Source organism: Archangium minus, from assembly GCF_044360475.1.
In the GTDB taxonomy this organism is placed as follows: Bacteria; Myxococcota; Myxococcia; order Myxococcales; family Myxococcaceae; genus Archangium; species Archangium minus.
The window spans coordinates 11213809-11234653 of sequence record NZ_CP043494.1 but is presented as its reverse complement, the minus strand read 5'-3'; the positions used below and the strand labels follow the sequence as shown (position 1 = coordinate 11234653).

General features: G+C 67.9%; 14 protein-coding genes. 8 read left to right on the top strand and 6 right to left on the bottom strand.

Annotation, left to right across the window (positions count from 1 at the left end; genetic code table 11):
* Window positions 1–14: 14 nt before the first annotated feature.
* Window positions 15–1532, top strand: a complete 1518-nt coding sequence (locus F0U60_RS45960; protein WP_395809989.1) for a pyridoxal-dependent decarboxylase — start codon at window positions 15–17, stop codon at window positions 1530–1532.
* Here F0U60_RS45960 and F0U60_RS45955 read toward each other — a convergent pair.
* Complete coding sequence (locus tag F0U60_RS45955; RefSeq protein ID WP_395809987.1) at window positions 1522–1824, bottom strand: hypothetical protein; 303 nt, start codon at window positions 1822–1824, stop codon at window positions 1522–1524. The genes F0U60_RS45960 and F0U60_RS45955 overlap by 11 nt on opposite strands.
* Window positions 1825–2012: 188 nt before the next feature.
* Between F0U60_RS45955 and mug the strand changes: the two genes are divergently transcribed.
* From mug to F0U60_RS45930, 5 genes are all read left to right on the top strand, one after another.
* Window positions 2013–2513 (top strand): G/U mismatch-specific DNA glycosylase, encoded by a 501-nt coding sequence (gene mug, locus F0U60_RS45950; protein ID WP_395825735.1) that lies wholly within the window; start codon window positions 2013–2015, stop codon window positions 2511–2513.
* 200 nt (window positions 2514–2713) lie between these two features.
* Window positions 2714–4021 carry a pyridoxal-dependent decarboxylase gene (locus F0U60_RS45945; protein WP_395809985.1) on the top strand — a complete coding sequence of 436 codons (1308 nt, stop codon included), beginning with the start codon at window positions 2714–2716 and terminating at the stop codon, window positions 4019–4021.
* A 43-nt stretch (window positions 4022–4064) separates the two neighbouring features.
* Window positions 4065–5345, top strand: a complete 1281-nt coding sequence (locus F0U60_RS45940) for a TIGR04013 family B12-binding domain/radical SAM domain-containing protein (protein WP_395809983.1) — start codon at window positions 4065–4067, stop codon at window positions 5343–5345.
* A 120-nt stretch (window positions 5346–5465) separates the two neighbouring features.
* Entirely contained in the window at window positions 5466–6722 is a 1257-nt protein-coding gene (locus tag F0U60_RS45935) for an exonuclease SbcCD subunit D (RefSeq protein WP_395809981.1), read from the top strand.
* Window positions 6719–9940 (top strand): AAA family ATPase, encoded by a 3222-nt coding sequence (locus F0U60_RS45930; RefSeq protein ID WP_395809979.1) that lies wholly within the window; start codon window positions 6719–6721, stop codon window positions 9938–9940. Before F0U60_RS45935 ends, F0U60_RS45930 begins: the two co-directional genes overlap by 4 nt.
* A gap of 39 nt (window positions 9941–9979) precedes the next feature.
* Here the strand turns inward: F0U60_RS45930 and aceA are convergent, their stop codons facing one another.
* Window positions 9980–11266 (bottom strand): isocitrate lyase, encoded by a 1287-nt coding sequence (gene aceA, locus F0U60_RS45925; protein WP_395809977.1) that lies wholly within the window; start codon window positions 11264–11266, stop codon window positions 9980–9982.
* A gap of 73 nt (window positions 11267–11339) precedes the next feature.
* Complete coding sequence (gene aceB, locus F0U60_RS45920) at window positions 11340–12986, bottom strand: malate synthase A (RefSeq protein WP_395809975.1); 1647 nt, start codon at window positions 12984–12986, stop codon at window positions 11340–11342.
* Between the two features lie 248 nt (window positions 12987–13234).
* Between aceB and F0U60_RS45915 the strand changes: the two genes are divergently transcribed.
* Window positions 13235–13600, top strand: coding sequence for a PspC domain-containing protein (locus F0U60_RS45915; RefSeq protein WP_395809973.1), 366 nt, complete (start codon window positions 13235–13237; stop codon window positions 13598–13600).
* Window positions 13601–13792: 192 nt separating this feature from the next.
* Window positions 13793–14359: a Uma2 family endonuclease gene (locus tag F0U60_RS45910; RefSeq protein ID WP_395809971.1), complete on the top strand. Its 567-nt coding sequence runs from the start codon at window positions 13793–13795 to the stop codon at window positions 14357–14359.
* On the opposite strand, the gene F0U60_RS45905 is transcribed toward F0U60_RS45910, so the two are convergent.
* The 3 genes from F0U60_RS45905 to F0U60_RS45895 form a co-directional block, all read right to left on the bottom strand.
* Window positions 14360–14578 (bottom strand): MOSC domain-containing protein, encoded by a 219-nt coding sequence (locus F0U60_RS45905; protein WP_395809969.1) that lies wholly within the window; start codon window positions 14576–14578, stop codon window positions 14360–14362. It lies immediately after the preceding gene.
* A gap of 84 nt (window positions 14579–14662) precedes the next feature.
* Window positions 14663–15121, bottom strand: a complete 459-nt coding sequence (locus tag F0U60_RS45900; RefSeq protein ID WP_395809967.1) for a hypothetical protein — start codon at window positions 15119–15121, stop codon at window positions 14663–14665.
* Complete coding sequence (locus tag F0U60_RS45895; RefSeq protein ID WP_395809965.1) at window positions 15106–20724, bottom strand: RHS repeat-associated core domain-containing protein; 5619 nt, start codon at window positions 20722–20724, stop codon at window positions 15106–15108. Before F0U60_RS45895 ends, F0U60_RS45900 begins: the two co-directional genes overlap by 16 nt.
* Between the last annotated feature and the right edge of the window lie 121 nt (window positions 20725–20845).

Sequence of the window (20845 nt, the reverse complement as noted above, 5' to 3'; positions counted from 1 at the left end):
CGAGGAGAACCGGGATGAGCGACGCACGTGAAGGAGCGGTGCCCCACTTGAGCCCCGAGGAATTCCGGCGGCTGGGCCATCGGATGGTGGATTGGATCGCGGACTACTGGTCCCGCCTGGAGTCCTTCCCGGTTCGCTCGGCGGCGGCTCCGGGCGAGGTGATGGCGAAGCTCCCCATGCACCCGCCCGAGGAGGGACTCGGCGGTGAAGCGGGCTGGGAGGCCGTCTTCCGCGATCTGGAGCAGGTGGTGCTGCCCGGCATCACCCACTGGCAGTCTCCCTCCTTCTTCGCCTACTTCCCCTCGAATGCCACGGGGCCCGCGGTGCTCGGCGAGTTGCTGTCCGCGGGCCTGGGCGTGCAGGGCATGCTCTGGTCCACCAGCCCCGCCGCCACCGAGATGGAGACGCGCGTGCTGGACTGGCTGGCCGAGCTGACGGGGCTGCCGGCCTCCTTCCGCTCGGACTCGGGCACCGGGGGGGGCGTCATCCAGGGCACCGCCAGCGAGGCCTCCCTGGTCGCCATGGTGGCGGCACGTGAGCGGGTGCGGCGCACGCTCGGCCGGGAGGCGGAGCTGGTGGCCTATACCTCCACGCAGACGCACTCGTCCGTGTTGAAGGCGGCCATGCTGTCCGGCGTGGTGAGCGGCGTTGCGGATGACGTGCACCTGCGCCAGCTCGGGACGGACGCGGGGTACGCCCTGCGCCCGGACGTGCTGGAGAAGGCCATTCGCGAGGACCTGGCCGCCGGCCGCCAGCCCTTCTTCGTGTGCGCGTCGCTGGGCACCACCTCCTCGGGCGCGATGGATCCCGTGCGCGCCATCGGCGAGGTGATGGAGCGCACGGGCGTACGCGCCGCGGGCGGCTGGCTGCACGTGGACGCGGCGTGGGCGGGCTCCGCGCTCGTCTGTGACGAGCACCGCGCGATGTTGGACGGCCTGGAGGGCGTGGACTCCTTCGCCTTCAACCCGCACAAGTGGCTGCTCACCAACTTCGACTGCAACGCCTTCTACACGCGCGACCGCAAGGCGCTGTTGGATGCGATGAGCGTGATGCCCGAGTACCTGCGCAACGCGGCCACCGCGAGCGGCGCGGTCATCGACTACCGGGACTGGCAGGTGCCGCTCGGCCGCCGCTTCCGCGCGCTGAAGCTGTGGTTCGTGCTGCGTCACTATGGCGCGAAGGGGCTGCGGGCCTACATCCGCGAGCACGTGCGGCAGGCGGAGCTGTTCGCCTCGTGGGTGAAGGCCGATGAGCGCTTCGAGCTGGCCGTGCCGCGCTCGCTGGCCCTGGTGTGCTTCCGGCTGCGACCGAGGCCGGGCGAGGAGCCCTCCGCCACGGACGCGCGCAACCGCCAGCTGCTGGAGCGGTTGAACGCGAGCGGCAAGGCCTTCCTCACCCACACGGTGTTGCCTGGGGTGGAGGGAGCGCCCGCGCGCTACGTGCTGCGCATGGCCATTGGTGCCGCGCGCACCGAGGAGCGGCACGTGCGCGCGGTGTGGGAGCAGCTCACCGCGCTCGCGCCTATTGATTGATGGGCGGCTGCAGCACACCGAGGCGCTCGAGGTCATGGCGCATGGCCGAGCGCACCGCGTCGAGGATGGCCTCGTCGGAGAAGTGCTTCACGACGAGCATCCCGGGGGAGACAAAGGAGAGCGCCTGATCCAGCTGGCGCCTCAGGTGCTCGAGCGTGAAGAGGGTGAAGCCGAAGCGCCGGCCGTCCTGCAGGCGGACCACGACGTCCAGGCTGCCGTCCTGGTTCGAGGCGAGCTCATCGGCAACGAGGACAGAGGCAATCGTCCCGTCCTTGATATCGAGGGTGCGCATGGTGGCTCGACTGTAGCCGCCCGCCAGGCAGGGAGGAGGGCCGGGGCGCGGCTCCCGTCCTGTGTTGCACCATCCCCCGGGGGATGCCGACGCGAGGGAGACGGTATAGGTTCAGGACTCGGGAGGAACGCCTGAAGTCACCTCGCAGACCCACGAAGGAGGAACTCCTCGCCGCGGTGGGGAGGACGATGCCGGACCTGATCGCGCCCGAGCTGCGCGTCCTCTTCTGTGGCATCAACCCCAGCGTGTACTCAGCCGTTGTGGGCTACCACTTCGCGCGGCCCGGCAATCGCTTCTGGCCGGCGCTGTACGCCTCGGGTTTCACGGACCGTCTGTTGGCACCACACGAGCAGGACGAGTTGCTGGTGCGCGGCTGCGGCATCACCAACGTGGTGGACCGGGCCACGGTGTCGGCGGATGTGTTGACGGCCGAGGAGCTCGCTGAAGGCGGGCGACGCCTGGAAGTGAAAGTGCGGCGCTATCGTCCTCAGTGCCTCGCGGTGCTGGGTATTGGTGCATGGCGCACTGCGTTCAAACGCCCCAAGGCCTCACTGGGTCCACAGTCAGAAATGTTGGGCAGCACGCGCGTATGGGTTCTCCCCAATCCGAGTGGGCTCAATGCTCACTATCGTCCCGAGGCGCTCGCGCGGTTGTTCCAAGAACTAAGACTCGCGATGGCGTTGCGCTAATGGAGTGCTCGCACAGGGCTGATCCGTGACCGGCTCGCGCCCGTCTTCAGACAGTCTGAGAAGTCGTGTGTCGTGATTCGTCACTCGACAGCGAAGCGTCCGACCGGGTACATCCCTGTCATTCCATCTCTTCAGATCCTTCCGGACGATCGGGTTTCACTGCTCGTGCGGAGGGTGTGTGTCCTTCTGATTTCGCAACCATGAGCCCGTCCATCCACGCGCTGGAGCGCCTGTTTTTCCCCGAGGGCAGTACCCCGGAGCAGCAGCGGCGGTTGTTGGGGCTGCTCAATCAGTTTGTCACGTCTGCGGATGCGGCGCGGGAGTCCTGCAAGCGCGACGAGACGTGGGAGCGCGCGAGCACGCTCGATGATGGGCGCCGTGTGGATCCACGCGAGCTGCCCGCGCGGGGCGAGAGCCTGGAAGCGGTGGTGGCGCAGTTGCTGCATCTCATGAAGGGCTCCTCACCCGGCCTGAACCTGCCCGGGCTGATGGGCGCCGTGGCCACGGTGCTTGCGAGCGGCGGCGAGCTGCGAAGCGAGGAGGGGCTTCGGCTGGACGAGGCGGAGTTGCGCGTCGTCGCCATGATGTCGCGGGTGGTGGGCTACGACGAGGAGCGGAGCGGAGGCCTCGCCACTTGGAGCGCGCGTGCGGCGGTGCTCGCGGGGCTGCGCGTGGCCCTCGCGAAGCATGCGCCGGAAGCCCGGAGGAGGGGTGTGCCGCGCGACCTCTACTGCTTCGCGGTGGAGTCGGGAGATGATGCCCTGCTGGAGGCGGTGGAGACCACGGGCCTGGGTGGCTACCACCTCATCCGCGTGAGGAAGCGCGAGGACGGGACGATGGAGCCCGCGGATCTGCGCGCGAAGATGCTGGCGGTGACGTCGGGAGGGGATGTGCCCCTCTATGTGGTGGCGGGCACGGGGGCCGAGGGCTCCTCCGCCATCGATGACTTGAGAGAGCTGCGCGAGGTGGTGGACTCCATCACCACGCTGTACGGACTGCGGCCCGTGCACATCCATGCGGATGCGGCGTGGGGTGGCCTCTATGGCGTCTTCAACAGCTACGACTTCCACGGCAACCCGCTGGACTTCGAGCCTCGGGTGCTGGAGGCGCTCGCGCTCATTCAGACGCGGATGCGGCACCTGCACCTGGCGGACTCGGTGGGAATGGATTTCCGGTGGCTGGGACGGGCCTCGTTTCCGGCGGGCCTCTTCCTGCTCAGGAATGGCGTGGAGTTGCGCACGGTGAGCCTGCGCTCGCTGGGGGCGCAGAACGCGTTGGCCCTGCTCGCGCAGCTGCGTGCCTTCGGGCTGGAGGGGTACCGGCGTGTCTTGGCCGAGGTGCTCCTGGACGAGCGCGCCGCTTACGGCGGCGTGGGACACGACCTGTCTGGAGTTTCCACCGGGGTCGGGACGTCGCACCTGAGTGGTTCGGAGGTCGCCTCGGGCCTTGCCCCGGAGGTGATGGCGCTGCCCGGACTGCGCTCGCTGCTCGCCCGGCCGAGGAACTGAGCGAGCCGTCCCCGGCGGACTTCCCGTGTTAATTTCCGGGGAGATGTCGTCCAAGAACAAGGTCGCGCTCGTTCTGAGCTACCAGTACCCGGGCAAGTACGCGCTCACCGTCCTCGCGGGGGCGGTGGAGGCGGACGCCGTGGGGCAAGACGTGGCCCTGCGCTTCCCGAGGGACCGGGAGGCGTTGCTGGCCGCGGTGCGCGAGTGCCTCGACGAGGGGTACCGGGTGGTGGTGGCGTGGTCGTTCTACTCGGCGAGCTTTCCCGGGGCGGCCGAGGAACTGGCGTGGCTGCGTGAGCGGCTGGAGGGCCGCGAGGTGTTGTGCATCGCGGGTGGGGTGCACGCCACGGCGGAGACGGAGCAGACGCTGCGGGCGGGCTTCGACCTGGTGGCGGTGGGAGAGGGCGAGCCCGTGCTGCTGGAGCTGCTCGGCCGGCTGGTGCGGGGGGAGGACCCGAAACAGACGCGCGGAATGTCCCGGCTGGTGGACGGGCGGATGGTGTCGCAGGGGCGGGGCGAGGGCGTGGTGCTGGACACGTACCCGCCGTTCGCGGCGAAGCACTCGAAGTTCGGGGCTCTGGAGATTACGCGCGGCTGCATCTACGCGTGCCGGTTCTGCCAGACGCCGTTCATGAACAAGGCACGCTTCCGGCATCGGAGCGTGGAGAACATCGCGCACTGGACGCGGGTGTTGCGCGGGGCGGGGAAGCGAGACGTGCGCTTCATCACGCCGACGTCGATGTCCTACGGATCGCCGGACGAGTCGGTGAACCTGGAGGCGCTCGAGCGGTTGCTGGCGGCGGTGCGCGAGGCGATGGGCCCAGACGGGCGGGTGTTCTACGGGACATTCCCCTCGGAGGTGCGGCCCGAGCACGTGACGCCCGAGTCGCTGGCGCTGCTCAAGCGCTACGTGGACAACGACAACCTGATCATCGGGGGCCAGTCGGGGAGCGAGCGGATTCTCCAGGCGAGCCACCGAGGACACGACGTGGAGACGGTGGTGAGGGCAGCGAGCCTGGCAGTGGAGGCGGGCTTCGTGCCGAACGTGGACTTCATCCTGGGATTGCCGGGAGAGGCGCCGGAGGACGTGAGGGCGACGCTGGAGTTGATGAAGCGGCTGTCGGAGCTGGGGGCGAAGGTGCACGGGCACACGTTCATGCCGCTACCAGGAACGCCCTACCGCGATGCACCACCGGGAGCGGTGGACGCGGAGACACAGCGGGAGCTGGACCGACTTGCGTCACAGGGCCGGCTCTATGGCCACTGGAAGCAGCAAGTAGCGTTGGCGAACGGAATCGCGGCAAGACGCCAACCCAGACGCTGAATCCCCAATCCTCCCTCTCCCCCTGGGAGAGGGTCGGGGTGAGGGTATCCGTCACAGTGCTCCACTCCGCCGCCCGGGATTCGTGGCGCGGAGCCAAGGGGGCTACTGTGCGGGGCCGAGATGCGCTTCAAGTTCGTCCACGCCGCCGACCTGCACCTGGATACTCCCTTCCGAGGAGTCCCCGCCGACACGGGGCTGCTGAGTACGTTCCAGCAGGCCACCTTCCGGGCCTTCTCCCGCATCGTGGACCTGTGCCTGCGCGAGCACGTGACCTTCCTGCTGCTGGCCGGAGACCTCTTCGACGCGAAGGACCGCTCGGTGCGAGCGCGGCTGGCGCTGCGGCGCGAGCTGGACCGACTGCACGTCGCCGGCATCCAGACCTTCATTGTGCACGGCAACCATGATCCGCTGAGCGGTGACACAGGCGCCCTCGGGTTACCGAACTCAGTCAAGGTCTTCGGTGCGGACTGGGAGGAGGTAGAGGTCCGCCGCGAGGGTCGGCTCCTGTGCAGGGTGCAAGGCATCTCCTACCCGGAGGTGGAGGTGCGCGAGAACCTCTCGGCGCGCTTTCGCCGGACAGCATCAGACTTCACGGTAGGCCTGCTGCACGCGAACGTGGGCGGAGTGGAGGGCCACGGCAACTACGCGCCCTGCACGGTGGAGGACCTGTCCGCGCGAGGCCTGGACTACTGGGCACTGGGCCACGTGCACACCCGTGCCGAGTACGCGCTCGCGGGGGGCGCGGTGGCGGTGTACCCGGGCAACCCGCAGGGGCGGCACGTCAACGAGCCGGGCGAGCGCGGCTGCGTGCTGGTGGAGGTCGAGGACGGGAGAACGCGGAGGCGCTTCGTCCCAGTGGACCGGGTGCGCTGGCACCGGCTGGAGGTGTCGCTCTCTGCGCTCGGGTCGCTCGACGCGCTCGTGGCCGCGGTGACGGAGCAGGTGGACGCAAGCTGCGCGGATGAGCTGGAGGGCCACGCAGTTCGCCTCACGCTCACGGGCCGAGGACCACTGCACCGCGAGCTGTCCCGGCCGGAGGCGCTCACCCAGCTCGAAGCGGACCTGCGCGAGCAGCTCGCCCAGCGTCACCCGCCGGTGCTGGTGGAGTCCCTGCGTGACGCGAGCCGACCCGAGCTGGACCTCGAGACGGTGCGCCTGGCAGGAGGCTTCTCCGGAACGTTGCTGGCCGAGGCCGAGTCCCTGACGAAGGACCCCAAGGCCCTCGAAGCACTGTGGGCGGAGGACGCGGAGCTGCGCTCGTTGAGCCAGCGCTTGCGGAGGCTGGGCGTGGACGCACTGGAGAAGCCCCAGCCGGAGTGGGTGGAGCAGGCGGGAGTGCAGGTCGTGGAGCAGTTGCACGAGGAGGACGCGGCGTGAGGGGGGGACTGCGAATCGACGTGCTGCGCGTCCACGGCTTCGGCCACTTCTCCGGCTACGAGCTGGAGCTGGGGCCGAGGCTCAACCTGCTGTACGGGCCGAACGAGGCGGGCAAGAGCACGCTGCTCGCGTTCATCCGGGGCATGCTGTTCGGACTCGAGAAGCGGGGCCGCTCGGAGTCCCGGTACGAGCCCGAGGCGGGGACGTTCGGGGGCGAGCTGTGCGTGAGCTCGGGCGTAGGCCCGCTGGTGGTGCGCCGCGTGGCGGACAAGCGCGGCAGGGCGCCGGTGACGGTGCTCAGCCCGGAGGGGCACGAGCTGCTTCCCTCGCGACTGGACGAGGCGCTGGCGCACGTCTCTCGCGAACTCTTCTGCGAGGTCTTCGCCTTCAGCCTGGACGAGCTGTCCAGCTTCGAGATGCTGGCCGAGGAGGACGGAGTCTCCCGAGCGCTCTTCGCCGCCGGGCTTCGAGGTGCACGCAGGCTGCCAGAGGTGGAGAAGCACCTGGAGAAGCGGGCTGGAGAGCTGTTCAAGGTGAGCGGGAAGAACCCCGAGCTCAACCAGCTCCTGCGCCAACTGGAGGAGGTCCGGGGGCAGCTCGACAAGCTGAAGGACCGCCCGGAGAAGTACTTCGAGGAGCGCGAGCGGCTGGCGTCCCTGGGGAGGCAGCAGGAGGAGGCGGCGGCGCTCCAGGACACCCTCGCGCGTGAGCTGGAGCGGCTGTCCCGGCTGGAGGCGGCGCTCGGGGACCTGGGGGAGCTGGCGCGCCTGCGAGGGGAGTTGGCAGCGCTGCCGGACCTGTCGACCTTCCCGATGGGAGGAGAGGCCCGGTTGGAGGAGCTGCTCCACCGCTCGAGGGATACCCATGCCGAGCTGGCTCGCGTCGAACAACTGCTGTCCGGGGCCAGAGCCGAGCTGACCCGGTTGTCCGCAGCCTCGGCGGTGCGAGAGCGGGAGGAAGGGCTGCGCTCGGCGCTGGTGGCCTTGACCGCGCGGGCCGAGCTCCTGAGAGCACTGCCAGGCCGCCGCGCGGCGCTCGAGGCAAGGCGCCGGGAGGTGGAGCAGGCCCTGGGCGGGTTGGGACTTCGCGTCGACGCGGCGGGTCTGCTGGCACTGGAGCTGGGCGCCGCGGCACGAGGGGCGCTGGAGTCCCTCGCGGACCGGCTGGCGAAGGCGGAGGCCGAGCGACGCGAGGCGGAGGTGGCACTTGGGCGGGCGCGTGCGGAGCGGGAGCGCATCGAGGCTTCCTTGGCGAGACTCGGAGCGGAGCGCGCGAAGCTCCCGGACGTCTCCGCGGCGGAGCTCCGCCAGCGGCTGGCAGCCCTGGGGCGAACGAAGTTGCTACGCGTGGAGCGGGACCAGGTTGCGGCGCAGCGGGCCGAGATGCAGCAGCGACTCCAGGCCCTACGTGCCCAGGCCGAGCCCGAGCCCGGAGCGGCCCCCGCGCCCTGGTCGGTGCTGCTGGGAGTGGTGGTGGTGGTCATCTGGGTGGGCGCACTGTGGCTCCACTCGGGAGTCATGGAGGCAGCCATCGCCCTGCTGGGGGCACTGCTGCTCGTCGTACCGCTGGCGCTCGGCTACCGGCGCGCGGTGAAGAGCCACCAGCAGGCGGTGGATGCCTACGCCGCGCGACAGCACCAGCGTGCCCAGGAAGTGGCCCGGCAGCAGTCGGCGCTGGACACCCTGACGGGGCGGCTGGTGGGGCTGGAGCGGGAGCTGGCGGCGGCCGCGAGCGAGGCGGGCGTATCGGCCCAGGCGACGGTGGCCGGGCTCGCCGGGGCGGACGCGGCGCTGTCGGAGACGCTGCGGCAGGCGGAGCGCGTGGAGCACCTCGGGCGCGAGCGCGAGGCACGCGAGGCGGAGCGTGACGGCGTGGTGCGCGAGGCCCAAGCCGCGGAGCTGTCGGGACGACGGGCCGACATGCAGGCGAGGACGCTCCGGGCCGAGCTGGCCACGTTGCTGGAAGCGCGGGGCTTCCCCACGGACCTCACTCCCCAGCGGGCGCTGGCGCTGTGGCGCGACGCAGCCGAGCAGCGGCAGCGGCTGGCGGACCTGGAGGCCGACGCACGAGCCCTGGCGGTGGACGAGGCCGCCTGTGAAGCGGTCGTCGCACGGTTGCTCGAGGAGGCTCGAGCCGCGGGGCTCCCAGAGGGGCCGGCTGAGTCGGTGGCCGCGCGGGTGGCCTCGGAGCTGGAGGAGCTGAAGGCTCGGGACGCCCAGGCGAGGACCCTGCGGGCACGCGGAGACGAGTGGGCCGCGGACAGGGCCCGGCTCACGCGCCTGCGGGAGTCCGAGGAGCAGTCCTTGACGGCGCTGCTGGCCCAGGGCGGTGGCGACACCGAGGAGGCCTTCCGGCAGCGGGCTCGGCAGGCGGAGCACTTCGACGCACTCACCCGCCGCGCACGGGAGCTGACCTGGCGCATCGAGGCCGCCACGGGCCTGGAGGAAGCGGCGGCGCGGGAGTCCATCCAAGCAGTGGGTGGAGAGGATCGACTGAAGGAGAAGCTGGCACAGCTGCGGATGCAGGAGCCCGCCTGCGCCGAGCGCCTGAAGGCGCTGCACACCGAGTACGGCGAGGCCCGGAACCAGCTCGCGCAGTGGGAGAGCGACGAGCAGATCGCCGCGCTGCGCATCCAGGAGGAGCGGCTGCGGGCCCGGGCCGCGGAGCTGGCCACGCGCTTCGCTCAGGACAGACTGGCGCTGGCTCTGCTGGCCCGAGCACGGAGGCGCTTCGAGGAGGAGCAACAGCCGCGCGTCATCCAGCTCGCCTCGGAGCACTTCGCGACGCTCACGGGAGGCCGGTACCGGCGCGTATTCGTCCCCGCGGGCGGTAAGCGCGAGCTACGGGTGAGCGATGCACGCAGGGACTGGAGCGCCGAGCAGCTCTCGCGAGGTACCAGGGAGCAGCTCTACCTGGCGTTCCGGCTGGCGGTCATCCAGGACTTCGGGGAGACGCGCGGGGCGCTGCCGCTCATCGTGGACGACATCCTGGTCAACTTCGACCTGGAGCGGACGCGCGGCACGCTCCGGCTGCTGTCCCGCCTGTCCGAGCACCACCAGGTCATCGCCTTCACCTGCCACCCATGGATGCGCGAGTGCTTCGAGGCCGAGGGCGCGCGGGTGCTGGAGCTGACGTCCGGTGGGTCCGGAAAGCTCGAGGCCGCGAGCCCCCGGGGACAAGCCTCGGGAGTCGCGGCCTCGACGGGGCGGGCGAGGTGAGGGAAGAGAGAGGAAAGACCCTCACCCCGCCTGCGTGTCTCAGAACTGGTGGGCCTCGGTGGAGTCGTTCAGGGCCAGGGTGCTGGCGCAGCCACCGGAGATGACCTCGGCGACCTTGTCGAAGTAGCCAGTGCCGACCTCACGCTGGTGACGCGTGGCCGTGTACCCATCCTTCTCCGAGGCGAACTCCTTCTGCTGCAGCTCGGAGTAGGCGGCCATGCCGCGGTCCTTGTAGTTCCGGGCCAGCTCGTACATGGCGTAGTTGAGCGCGTGGAAGCCGGCCAGGGTGACGAACTGGAACTTGTAGCCCATGGCGCCCAGCTCGCGCTGGAACTTGGCGATGGTCTTGTCGTCCAGGTTCTTCTTCCAGTTGAAGGACGGCGAGCAGTTGTAGGCCAGCAGCTTGTTGGGGAACTTCGCGCGGATGCCCTCGGCGAACTTCTTGGCCTGGTCGAGGTCCGGCGTGCTGGTCTCGCACCAGATGAGGTCCGCGTACGGCGCGTACGCCAGGCCGCGGGCGATGGCGCACTCCAGGCCGCCCTTGAGGCGGTAGAAGCCCTCGGCCGAGCGACCCGCCTTGCGGTCGATGAAGGCGTGGTCGTACTCGTCCGCGTCGCTCATCAGCAGCTTGGCGCTGTCGGCGTCCGTGCGGGCCACGAGGATGGTGGGCACGCCCATCACGTCCGCGGCGAGGCGCGCGGCCGTCAGCGTGCGGATGAAGTTGTTGGTGGGCACCAGCACCTTGCCGCCCATGTGGCCGCACTTCTTCTCGCTGGCCAGCTGGTCCTCGAAGTGCACGCCCGCGGCGCCCGCCTCAATCATCGACTTCATCAGCTCATAGGCGTTGAGCGGCCCGCCGAAGCCCGCCTCCGCGTCCGCCATGATGGGGGCGAACCAGTAGCGGTCGTTCTTGCCCTCGGCGTGGTCAATCTGATCCGCGCGGCGCAGGGCGGAGTTGATACGGCGCACCACGTTGGGGACGCTGTCCACCGGGTAGAGGCTCTGGTCCGGGTACATCTGCCCGGCGGTGTTGGCGTCGGCCGCCACCTGCCAGCCGGAGAGGTAGATGGCCTCGAGGCCCGCGCGCACCATCTGCACGGCCTGGTTGCCGGTGAGGGCGCCGAGCGCGTGGACATAGTCCTTGGTGTTCAAGAGCTCCCACAGCCGCTTCGAGCCCATCTCCGCCAGCGTGTAGCTGATGCGGATGGAGCCGCGAAGCTTCTCGACATCCGCCTCCGAGTAGTTGCGGGTGATTCCCTCGAAGCGCTGGGAGTGGAGCTTGGCGTGGGGAGAGGCGTCATTCTTCATCGTCACGGCGTCGTACATGTCTCGGCTCCTCACTGAAATTCGTAGCTACGGTGTGGAAGAGAAGGAACTGCGGTTCGTTGAAGACGGCCTCTCAGCCGTGGGTCATCAGTGCTTCGTAGGCAGGCAGGGTGAGGAAGTCCTCGAACCTGTCCGCGGTGGAGAGCTTCTCGAAGAGGGCGGTGGCCTCCTTCAGACGCTCGGTGCCGTAGCGCTCGCTGGCGCCTTCGGATTCGATGCGCTTCACCTCCTCGGCGAGCACCTGCCGGAAGCGCTCCGGGGTGACAGGCTTGCCGTCGGCGAGCGGCACGCGGTGGTGCATCCACTGCCACACCTGCGCGCGAGAGATTTCAGCGGTGGCCGCGTCCTCCATGAGGTTGTAGAGCGGCACGCAGCCCAGGCCCCCGAGCCAGGCGGCCATGTACTGCACGCCCACGCGGATGTTGTGGCGCAGGCCCTCCTCGGTGCGCGTGCCCTCGGGCAGGGCGAGCAGGTCCGCCTCGGAGATGCGCACGTCCGGGCGCTGCTTGGAGAGCTGGTTGGGCCCCGGCATGTGCTTGTCGAAGATTTCGCGTGCCACCGGCACGAGGCCCGGGTGGGCCACCCAGGTGCCGTCGTGGCCGTCGCGCACCTCGCGCTCCTTGTCCGCACGCACCTTGGCGAGCGCCGCCTCGTTGGCGGTCGGGTCGCTCTTGATGGGGATGAAGGCCGCCATGCCGCCCATGGCGTGCACGCCGCGGCGGTGGCACACCTGGATGAGGCGCAGCGAGTAGTTGTGCAGGAAGGCCTTGTCCATGGTCACCTGCCCGCGGTCGGGCAGGACGAACTTCGGGTCGGCCTGGAGCTTCTTGATGAAGCTGAAGATGTAGTCCCAGCGGCCGCAGTTGAGCCCCGCCGAGTGCTCGCGCAGCTCGTAGAGGATTTCGTCCATCTCAAAGGCGGCGGGCAGCGTCTCGATGAGGACGGTGGCCTTGATGGAGCCGTGGGGAATGCCCAGCTCGCTCTGGGCCAGGTGGAACACGTCGTTCCACAGCCGGGCCTCCAGGTGGCTCTCCATCTTGGGCAGGTAGAAGTAGGGGCCGCTGCCCTTCTCCAGCAGGGCGCGCGCGTTGTGGAAGAAGTAGAGGCCGAAGTCGAAGAGCGAGGCGGAGACGGGCTTGCCGTCCACCTCCAGATGGCGCTCCAGCAGGTGCCAGCCGCGCGGCCGGGCGAAGAGGACGGCCGTCTTCTCGTGGAGCGCGTAGTGCTTACCGTTCTCGGCGGTGTAGCTGATGGTGCCGCGCACCGCGTCGCGCAGGTTGAGCTGCCCGCGCACCACGTTGTCCCAGGTGGGGCTGTTGGCGTCCTCGAAGTCCGCCATGAAGACGTTGGCCCCCGAGTTGAGCGCGTTGATGATCATCTTGCGCTCCACCGGGCCGGTGATTTCGACGCGGCGGTCCAGCAAGTCCTTGGGGAGCGGGGCAACGGTCCACTCCGACTCACGGAGCTGCTTCGTCTCGGCGAGGAAGGTCGGCCGCTCGCCCTTGTCATAGGCGGCCTGCACGGCCTTGCGCCGCTCGAGGAGGGACTCGCGCCGCGAGCCGAAGGTGCGCGCCAGCTTGGCCACGAACTCAATGGCCTCGGGCGTAAGGATCGTCTCGTACTCGGGCAACCAGGCCCCACGAAGGGTGACACCCTGTCCCAGGGTCCGATGTCCCTCGGTACGTTGCGCGGGAGAGGAAGCGGGAACGGCCGTGTCCATGCAAAGCTCCTTGACGGAGTGCGTTGTAAAAGTCACCAACGGGCTCCAATCTGTGTCCGTCCCGAGGCAGTGTGAACCCCCTATGATCGAAAGTCGACAGGTTTGTAAGGCTGTCAACACGGTCGGGATTAAATTTGTAAATTGACCGACCTGAAAAAAACGAAAAAGGGGGGGCTGCAATAGGGGGAGACATGGCTCGTAGGGAGGAAAGAGGCCGGGGAGGGTGGGCCTTCATGAGGAGCGGAGCCATGGAAGAGACGAAGCAGTGCGTGGCGTGCAGGATGGACATCCGGGCGGATGCCGCGAAGTGCCCGCACTGCCGGGAGCGGCAGGCGGCGCCGGGGCCGATGCACCGAGGGGGAGAGGGGCGGGTGGTGGCGGGGGTGTGCCTCGCGTTGGCGAGACAGTTGGGCCTGGACGTGGGGCTGGTGCGGGTGGCGTTCGTGCTGGCGCTGGTCGTGACGGGCGGGTCAGCGCTGGGGGTCTACCTGCTGCTGTGGATGCTCACGCCGCCGACGGCGATAGGGCGTGCGCCGGTGCAGCGAGTGATGAGCTGGGTGGGGAAGGCCGCGGGCGCGCCCGTGGAGGAGCCCCGGATGGAGCGCAGGGTCTGAAGCCCGCCTGCCCCCGGTAATTTTGTAAAAGCCGGGCGAGGGCCCCCTCCCCCCTCGGGGGAGGGCGGGGGGTGAGGGTAACGGGCATCCCGGGTTCTTCTCCTGTAGCGCGGCAGGACGTCAGAGGTCAGGTACATACTGGGCGAATGAGTCAGAAAACCCAGTTGTCCCACCCGACTTCAAAGGTGCCACATGGCCGACGAACCGCCCCGGCGCGAAGCCGCATACGCGGACTTGAAGGCGCTCCCGCCCCATCAGGTGGGCGAAATTATTGGCGGCGAGCTGTACGTCAGCCCGAGGCCGAGACCGATACAGAGTCGGGCGACCGTTCGCCTCATCAGGGCACTGAGCCCGTTTGACCGGGACGCGGGAGAGGAGGGGCCCGGGGGTTGGGTGCTTCTCGTCGAGCCCGAGTTGCACCTGGGCGGCGAAGTGCTGGTGCCAGACCTGGCTGCGTGGCATCGCGAGCGGATGCCCGAGATTCCCGAGCAGGTGGGTATCGAGTTCGCGCCAGACTGGGTCTGCGAGGTGCTCTCTCCTTCGACGGTGACGATCGACAAGGGCCGGAAGATGGGCTCGTACGCACGCGAAGGCGTGAAGAACCTGTGGCTCGTGGATCCAGCGATAAGGACGCTGGAAGTGTTCCGGCTGGAGAACAGCCGCTGGTCGGTGCTGGGCACGCACGAGGGCGAGGTGACGGTGAACGCCGAGCCCTTCGAAGTGCTCGCCCTGGACTTGGGCCGCCTCTGGGGGCGTTGATCAGGGCAGCTTCGGGCGAATGGGGCGGGGCGCGTCGGGGTTGACGTCGAGCAGGCGCACGCCATCCCCCTCCCGCACCGTGCCTCCGCGAAGTACCTGGGCGAGCTGACCCCGCCGGCCCCAGGACTCCTTCAGCAACCCCTGGCGGATGCGCTCGAGCTTCGAGCAGGGCGCGCAGGGCTCGGTCAGTTCCACCACCACCTTGCTACCCAGGAGCACGCGTTATGGCCCGGGCGGGGACACCAGCCCGCCCGGGTATTCGACCTCTCCGGCGAGCACCTCGAGGGTGCTCGCCGTCGGGTTCTACTGGGGCGCGGGCAGCGGCGTCGCGGGCCACTTGCCTTTCAATGAGGGGAACTGGTCGTGATACTTCCGGATGGGTTCCGGAGGCAGCAACCGCTCCGCGTCCTCTTGCGCGACGCGCTGCCAGGAGCCCGAGGGGGTGGCCGCCCAGACGCTCACCCCCACATCGCTCGAGAGGACCCATGCCCGGTCCTGCTCATCCCAGTGGAAGTCCGTCCGGTGTCCGCTGAGCCAGCGCTCGGGGCACGTGAAGACCTTGTTTCCCGTCGCGGCGTCATTGATGTGGAAGCTCATCCAACGGGTCCCCCGGCCATCCACTTCCTGGAAGGGTTGGAGTTGGTAACGCCCCGAAGGAGAGGGGATGGGGGCGGGGCTCTTGGCAGGACAACCCACCCATGTCCCAGCCAGGACGACGAGCAGCAATCCTCCTAGAAAGCGCCGCGTCATTTGCTCGGCCATCCAATGGCTCCTGTCTGAGTTCCCCTGGGATCGAATGAATAGACCGGATTCGACTGCCAGGAGATGGATAGGTTGTAGGGCTCGGCATTGCCAAGAGTAATCATGTTCGCGAAGGCATCCTTGATCTGATCGGAAGTATATTTGGCGTTCTTGTCAATGATGTCGTTCCATTTGTACGTCGCGTTGAACGAGACCGAGTACGTGGGGCCGCCAGGTTTGTTGTTGAGCTGGATGTCCATGGTTCCAGTGATCTGGAAGTCTCCCACGGCGGGATTCGAGCCATGCAGGTACTCATAGCCGATGATCCCTTCTCCGTTATTGATGTCGACATGGAACTGCTCCTGGATTGCGACCTGCCCTCCCCCTGGATTGTTCTTGATGCCGTGGAGCGCGATGCTGACGAGACGGGTATCGGTGGCCTGGCGGAGCTTGTCGTTCTGCATCATGTAAACGGACCACTGGGAGTCGTTGACAATCTCCCAGTCACCTCCACCCCGGAGGTAATGTAGCAGGATGGCGCGTCCGGCCCAATCATTCGCGAAGTTGCTTTTGTTTGGGTTTTCGCCAGGTTTGGTGCCCCTTTCATTGTCCCGCTCGAACTCCCGATTCACACGATCCCCGGTTCGCCGGGTCGTGGGCTCCATTCCGGAGGGATCCGTGAAGGACAGGGGATTATTGCGTGCGTAGCCGTACAGGTTGCAGTCTAGCGGACTGGCCGGGCATTTCTCGGGCGTCTCGAGGTAGAGCGGATCCGGCGTGGTGAAGCGGTTGATGAAGGCATCGTAATCGCGCACCCCCATGCGGATGAGACCGAGGTCGGCATCGAAACCCTTTTCCACGTAATCGAGTGCCGCGGAGGAGTCCGGATGGATGGTGCGCTGGCCATAGGGTGAGGCCATGCGCGGTGTCCCGTCGGTGTCTGCCATCACGGTGCCCCGCATGTCGGTGGCAAGCGGTTGGTAGGAGTTGTTCCGAAGGGTGCCGATCAGACGGCCTCCCACGCGGAGGGGTTGCGTAAGACCGGTGGCATCGAGGTAGGCACCGCCCGGCAGGTAGGCCGCGAGGATGACGCCTCCCTCGCGCTTCAACAGCCGTTGCCCCTTCTCGTCATAGCTGTACTCCCAGCTGCGCTCGCCGCGGGTGGCGCGGCTCAGGTGCCCGTTGGGACCGTAGGCGAGGGTGAGATCGTCCTTGCTCACGGTGCGGCCGAGACCGTCGAAGGTGTACGTGACGCCACCCACCTGGAGGGTGTTACCCACCTGGGTGATCGTGCGCGTGACACCATCCTCCGTGATGGTCCTGGGGAGCCCCGAGGCGTCATGGTCATAGCCGTACGAGCCCTGTGCGTCGGTGGTGGTGGCGAGGAAGCGCTGGGCGGAGTAGCCGTGGAGGCGTTGCAGGCTGAGCGTGCCCACCGAGAGTGTCTCGCTGCCGATGAGGCCCCGGGAGTCATGGCGCCAGGATGTGGAGGACCTCAGGGAAGAGGTGGCCAGGCTGAAGCCCACGGGCGCACGGGTGAGGCTGTCATAGGAGAAGGTCACCTGGCCGCTGCCGTTGAGGCTGACGGTGGCGAGTTGTCCCTGTCCGTTGTAGGCGAGCGAGGCCAGCAGGTTGCCGTTGAGGTACATGAACCCGGTTCGCCCGAACGCGTCCGGCGTGTTGCGTTGTGTCGTGCATTGAAGGATGGCGCCTGACGTGTCACGCAGGCACACCACCTCCTCGCGGACGCTTCCGTTTTCCCGGTAGCTCAACGCGGAGTCCACCGTGCGCCAGTTGGACAGGCGCAGGGAGTGGTAGGTGACCTTGCCATCCGCGCGGTAGGAGAAGCGCTTCTGGAAGTCGTCGCCCTCCACCGCGGTGAGCAATCCGGGCATGTCCCTGCGAAGGGGCTCCTCGGGAGTCGCACCGTCGTAGTAGTAACGGTGGGTCTGGGTGGCTCCGCTGACCACGTCGGTGTGGAGGTCGCTGAGCTTGCGACCAATGGCGTCGTACGCATACGACTCCTCGCGGATCGGCTGGCCCTGGGTCGTGCGGAAGATCTTCTTCGACTGCAACATCGTGCCCGGCACGTAGGTATAGGTCACGGAGGCCACGCCATCTCGCACCACGCACGTCGCGCGCCCATGTCCGTCGAAGGAGACGTGGTGGGTCTTTCCACCTGGCAGTTGGACCTGCCGCAGTCGTCCGAGGGCGTCATAGGTGTACGTGTACCGGGCACGGGCCTCGTCCTCGTAGGCCACCAGGAGTTTGCTGGCGTCCAGGTAGCGCCGCTGGCTGTGGGTATTATTCTCGATGGCCTCCTGCCGCAGCAGTCCATCCTCCAGGGACCACTGGGTGCGCTGCTGGCGCGTGACGTCCGCGTGCAGCCGGGTGATGGATTCGGCTTCCTCACCCAGGCCAGACGTGCGCAGGGTGCTCACCACATCCGTGTTCGCGAGCAGACGTGCATAGTCCAGGGTCGTCACGTCCGTCTGGGCATCAAGCGCGGGCCTCACGTGCGTCTTGACTTCCAGCAGGTTGCGGCTGCGTGTGGTGAGCCCATCCACCACCCATCCGTCGGGAGTGCGCACCGCTTGCGCCACGCCTTCTCCGGCACCGGTCTGCCACTCCACGGACGTGTTGAAGACGCCCAGGGACGCGTCCACCAGGGTCTTTATCGCCACGTTTCCAGGCTGGGTGGCGGTGGCGTAGCGGTAGGCGAGCAGGAGGTTGGGTGTCGTCTCGCTGGCACCGCCCAGATCGTCCCACTGCTTCACCAGACGCTCCTGTCCGTCGTAGCGGAAGTTCTGCGTCACGCTGTTCAGGCCTCGCGAGGTGGTGAGTCCGAGGAGCGCATCCGTCATCGGATGGAAGGACGTGGCTCGTACCACCACGCCGTCCGGTGCCTCCACGCGCTGCAGTCGCGAGGTGCCGGGTTGCCAGTCGAACCAGGTGGTGCCCCGGCCCGGTACCGTGATGTGATCCACCAGATGATCCGAGCGGTAGATCACCTCCTGGAGTGTCATCACCTCGGACCCATCCAGGCTCTCCACCCGCTCCACCTGACCCACCGTGTTGCGTGACAGGCGCGCCTGGTGGAGGAAGTTCAGGGGCTTGGACGAATGGGTTCCCCTCAAGGAGATGCCTTCGTCCAGGCAGTGCAGGTGCTGGGAGAGCGCGGGCAACCAGGCGCGGGTCCTCGTCGTGGTGAGCGTGCCATGCCGGGTGGTTCGCACCATCTCCGAGGGGCACACGTCCGCCTGGTAGACGAGGTACTCGGTGCGTTCGTCGACCTCGATGCCGGGACTCGACGCGCCGTCGCGGTAGCCCGTGCGCTCCTCCTTGAGCCGGCGCCAGGGCAGCCCCTGGAAGGTGACGGCGTCATAGTCGAACGCGGAGAAGCGCAGCACGTCCGGCGTGAGCACGTCGCGCTCGGATTGATCCAGGAGCAGTCCCGAGGTGGTGTCGTCCTGGAGGAAGTGGGCGGTGTGGGTCTGGGACGGCGCGGTGCGCGTCACCGTTGTGAAGCCCAGCAGGTGGTGCCCGACCGTGTGGACCGTGGCTCCCTCATAGTCATACGTGTAGCGCACCGGATCATAGCCTGACGTCTCGACGTCCAGGGCCGACAACACCACCGCGCGCTGGGCCACCCCGGGTCGCGCGGGCGCCCGGCCATAGGAGAAGCGCAGCAGCGAGCCCATGCCGTCATTCGCCGTGGCCATCAATCCGGTACTCGCCTCCGCGAAGGCGAGCGAGAGCGCGCTGCCTTCCGTGGGAACGGCCACCAACTCCGTGTTGCCGCTGCCGGCGATATCCGCCACGACGGGCCTGGCGTGAGGGGTGCTCGCCAGGGTCCGCAGGGCGGGCATCCGCACATAGGAGAAACGGCGTCCGTCGTTGACGAACATGTAGTTGACGTCATTCTGGGAGAGCAGGACGTCGGTGGTGCCATCCTTGTTGGCGTCGAGGAAGGTGAAGGAATAGGCGTCCAGACCTCCCATCAAGGCGAGGTCCGCGTAGAAGGGGAGGGTGCGGCCCGCGGTCTCGAATGCGCCCTGGCCCTTGCCAAACCAGACGACCAGGCCCCCGTCGAAGCGGCCCACGATGTCGGCGAGGCCATCGCCATTCATGTCGTGGAGCCAGGACATGGACGGGAGGAAGGACGGCGTGAGGCTGTGGTGCTGGGGCGCCGCGAAGGCATAGGTGCTGGAGGTACTGACGTTGCGCGCCAACAGGTAGCCGCCATCCTGGAGCTGGATGAGGTCCGGACGTTGATCTCCCGTGACGTCGGCCAGACGGGTGTTGGTGGCCAGGGGGTTGGTTTCGTCGAACTGCCAGTTGCCTGGAATGAAGGACTGGTGGACAGGCACTCCATCACGGCCACACAACGTCATCTGTGTCTTCCCGGGATCGAGGCCAAAGCGCATGTCCAGCACCCGGGGCGTTTTGTCCTCGGGACGCATCTTCACCAGCAACCGGGGTGGATTGGCGCTGCTGGGTGCCAGACGGCAACGGGTGTGGACCGTGCCAGAGGCGGGCGCGAGTGATTCAAAGGTGAAGCCCGTGTTGTCCTGGCGCGCCACGGTCAAGGAGGCGCTGTCCTCCAGGTCGATGCGGCCGTCCTCGTCCAGATCCACCAGAGCGGAGCGCGTGGGGAAGAGGGTGTCGCGCCGGAAGCGTTTGAGGACGGAGTCGAATTGGGTCACGGGCCGGAACTGCACTGCGGACAGACGCTGGCTCCCCGTGTTGTATGTGTAGCTCGTGGCGGGAGCCTGCTCTCCCGACGCGAAGGTGCGCGTCACCTGGGCCAGGTAGAAGGCGGGGCTGTTGGCCTCCTCGGCATAGGTGAGGGTGTGACGCCAGCGTTCCTGGAGCGTCCCCGTGGAGGTGTTGACCGCGCGGACGATGACGTTTCGCACGCGCCGATCCAACACACGCTCCTCGGAGGAGTTCCAATCGGAGAGGGGCACGCGAATGTTTTCGTATTCGAGCTCCACCTGGTACTGGAAGTCCTCGCCCAGTCCGCCGTAGCGAACCGTCTTGAGAAAGCGGCGGCCAGAGGCATTGATGTCATAGGTGAAGCGGGTGAGGCGGCCCTGAGGGTTCTGGGTTTCGGTGAGCCACCATGCGTAGGTCCCCTGGGCGGTCGTCTCGCGGGCGGTGCCCCCGAAAGTGGAACGGCTGCCGTCGGGCAGATAGGCGATGAGCGTGTCGGGAAGTTGTTCCACGCGGACGTGCGCGGACAATCCCTTGGGGTACCAAAATCCATCCGAGCCCCGATGCATCTCCCCCCACGGGCCCGTGAGGGTGTCAGTGCTGTAGTCGAGGTGGCCCAGGGCATGGCGGGTGATGGCGAGCGCGTTCCTCCAGCCCGCGCCCCACTCGGACAGCCCGCTGTCGGGCGAGTACTGGGGGAAGGGATTGGACAGCAGCGGCCCCCGTTCCGTGGGTGCGGAGAAGGGAGAAGGTAGGGTGAAGGCTCCCCGGCTGACATCCGAAACCCCGAAGGCGACGGATGCCAATTGGCCCTTGAGCGAGCCACGCTGCGGTGCCGCCAGCGAGGGGGGTTGGACGAGAGCGTCCGAGAACGTCTGACTCTGGGCGGAGGCCCCGGCCGCTGTCATCAACGCGGCAAGGCCCCCCCAAATGCTTAACAAGTGAGAACGCACAGCATCTCCTTAATAGGGGCGCGCTCCCTAAAGATTTGCGGATCGCACCCTTATGAATCGGTTTACACATTCCAGA

Excerpts from the sequence above, each read along its gene's own strand:
- F0U60_RS45960 (WP_395809989.1), top strand. The coding sequence starts at position 15 with ATGAGCGACGCACGTGAAGGAGCGGTGCCCCACTTGAGCCCCGAGGAA.
- F0U60_RS45955 (WP_395809987.1), bottom strand. The coding sequence starts at position 1,824 with ATGCGCACCCTCGATATCAAGGACGGGACGATTGCCTCTGTCCTCGTT.
- mug (WP_395825735.1), top strand. The coding sequence starts at position 2,013 with ATGCCGGACCTGATCGCGCCCGAGCTGCGCGTCCTCTTCTGTGGCATC.
- F0U60_RS45945 (WP_395809985.1), top strand. The coding sequence starts at position 2,714 with ATGAGCCCGTCCATCCACGCGCTGGAGCGCCTGTTTTTCCCCGAGGGC.
- F0U60_RS45940 (WP_395809983.1), top strand. The coding sequence starts at position 4,065 with ATGTCGTCCAAGAACAAGGTCGCGCTCGTTCTGAGCTACCAGTACCCG.
- F0U60_RS45935 (WP_395809981.1), top strand. The coding sequence starts at position 5,466 with ATGCGCTTCAAGTTCGTCCACGCCGCCGACCTGCACCTGGATACTCCC.
- aceA (WP_395809977.1), bottom strand. The coding sequence starts at position 11,266 with ATGTACGACGCCGTGACGATGAAGAATGACGCCTCTCCCCACGCCAAG.
- aceB (WP_395809975.1), bottom strand. The coding sequence starts at position 12,986 with ATGGACACGGCCGTTCCCGCTTCCTCTCCCGCGCAACGTACCGAGGGA.
- F0U60_RS45915 (WP_395809973.1), top strand. The coding sequence starts at position 13,235 with ATGGAAGAGACGAAGCAGTGCGTGGCGTGCAGGATGGACATCCGGGCG.
- F0U60_RS45910 (WP_395809971.1), top strand. The coding sequence starts at position 13,793 with ATGGCCGACGAACCGCCCCGGCGCGAAGCCGCATACGCGGACTTGAAG.
- F0U60_RS45900 (WP_395809967.1), bottom strand. The coding sequence starts at position 15,121 with ATGGCCGAGCAAATGACGCGGCGCTTTCTAGGAGGATTGCTGCTCGTC.
- F0U60_RS45895 (WP_395809965.1), bottom strand. The coding sequence starts at position 20,724 with ATGACAGCGGCCGGGGCCTCCGCCCAGAGTCAGACGTTCTCGGACGCT.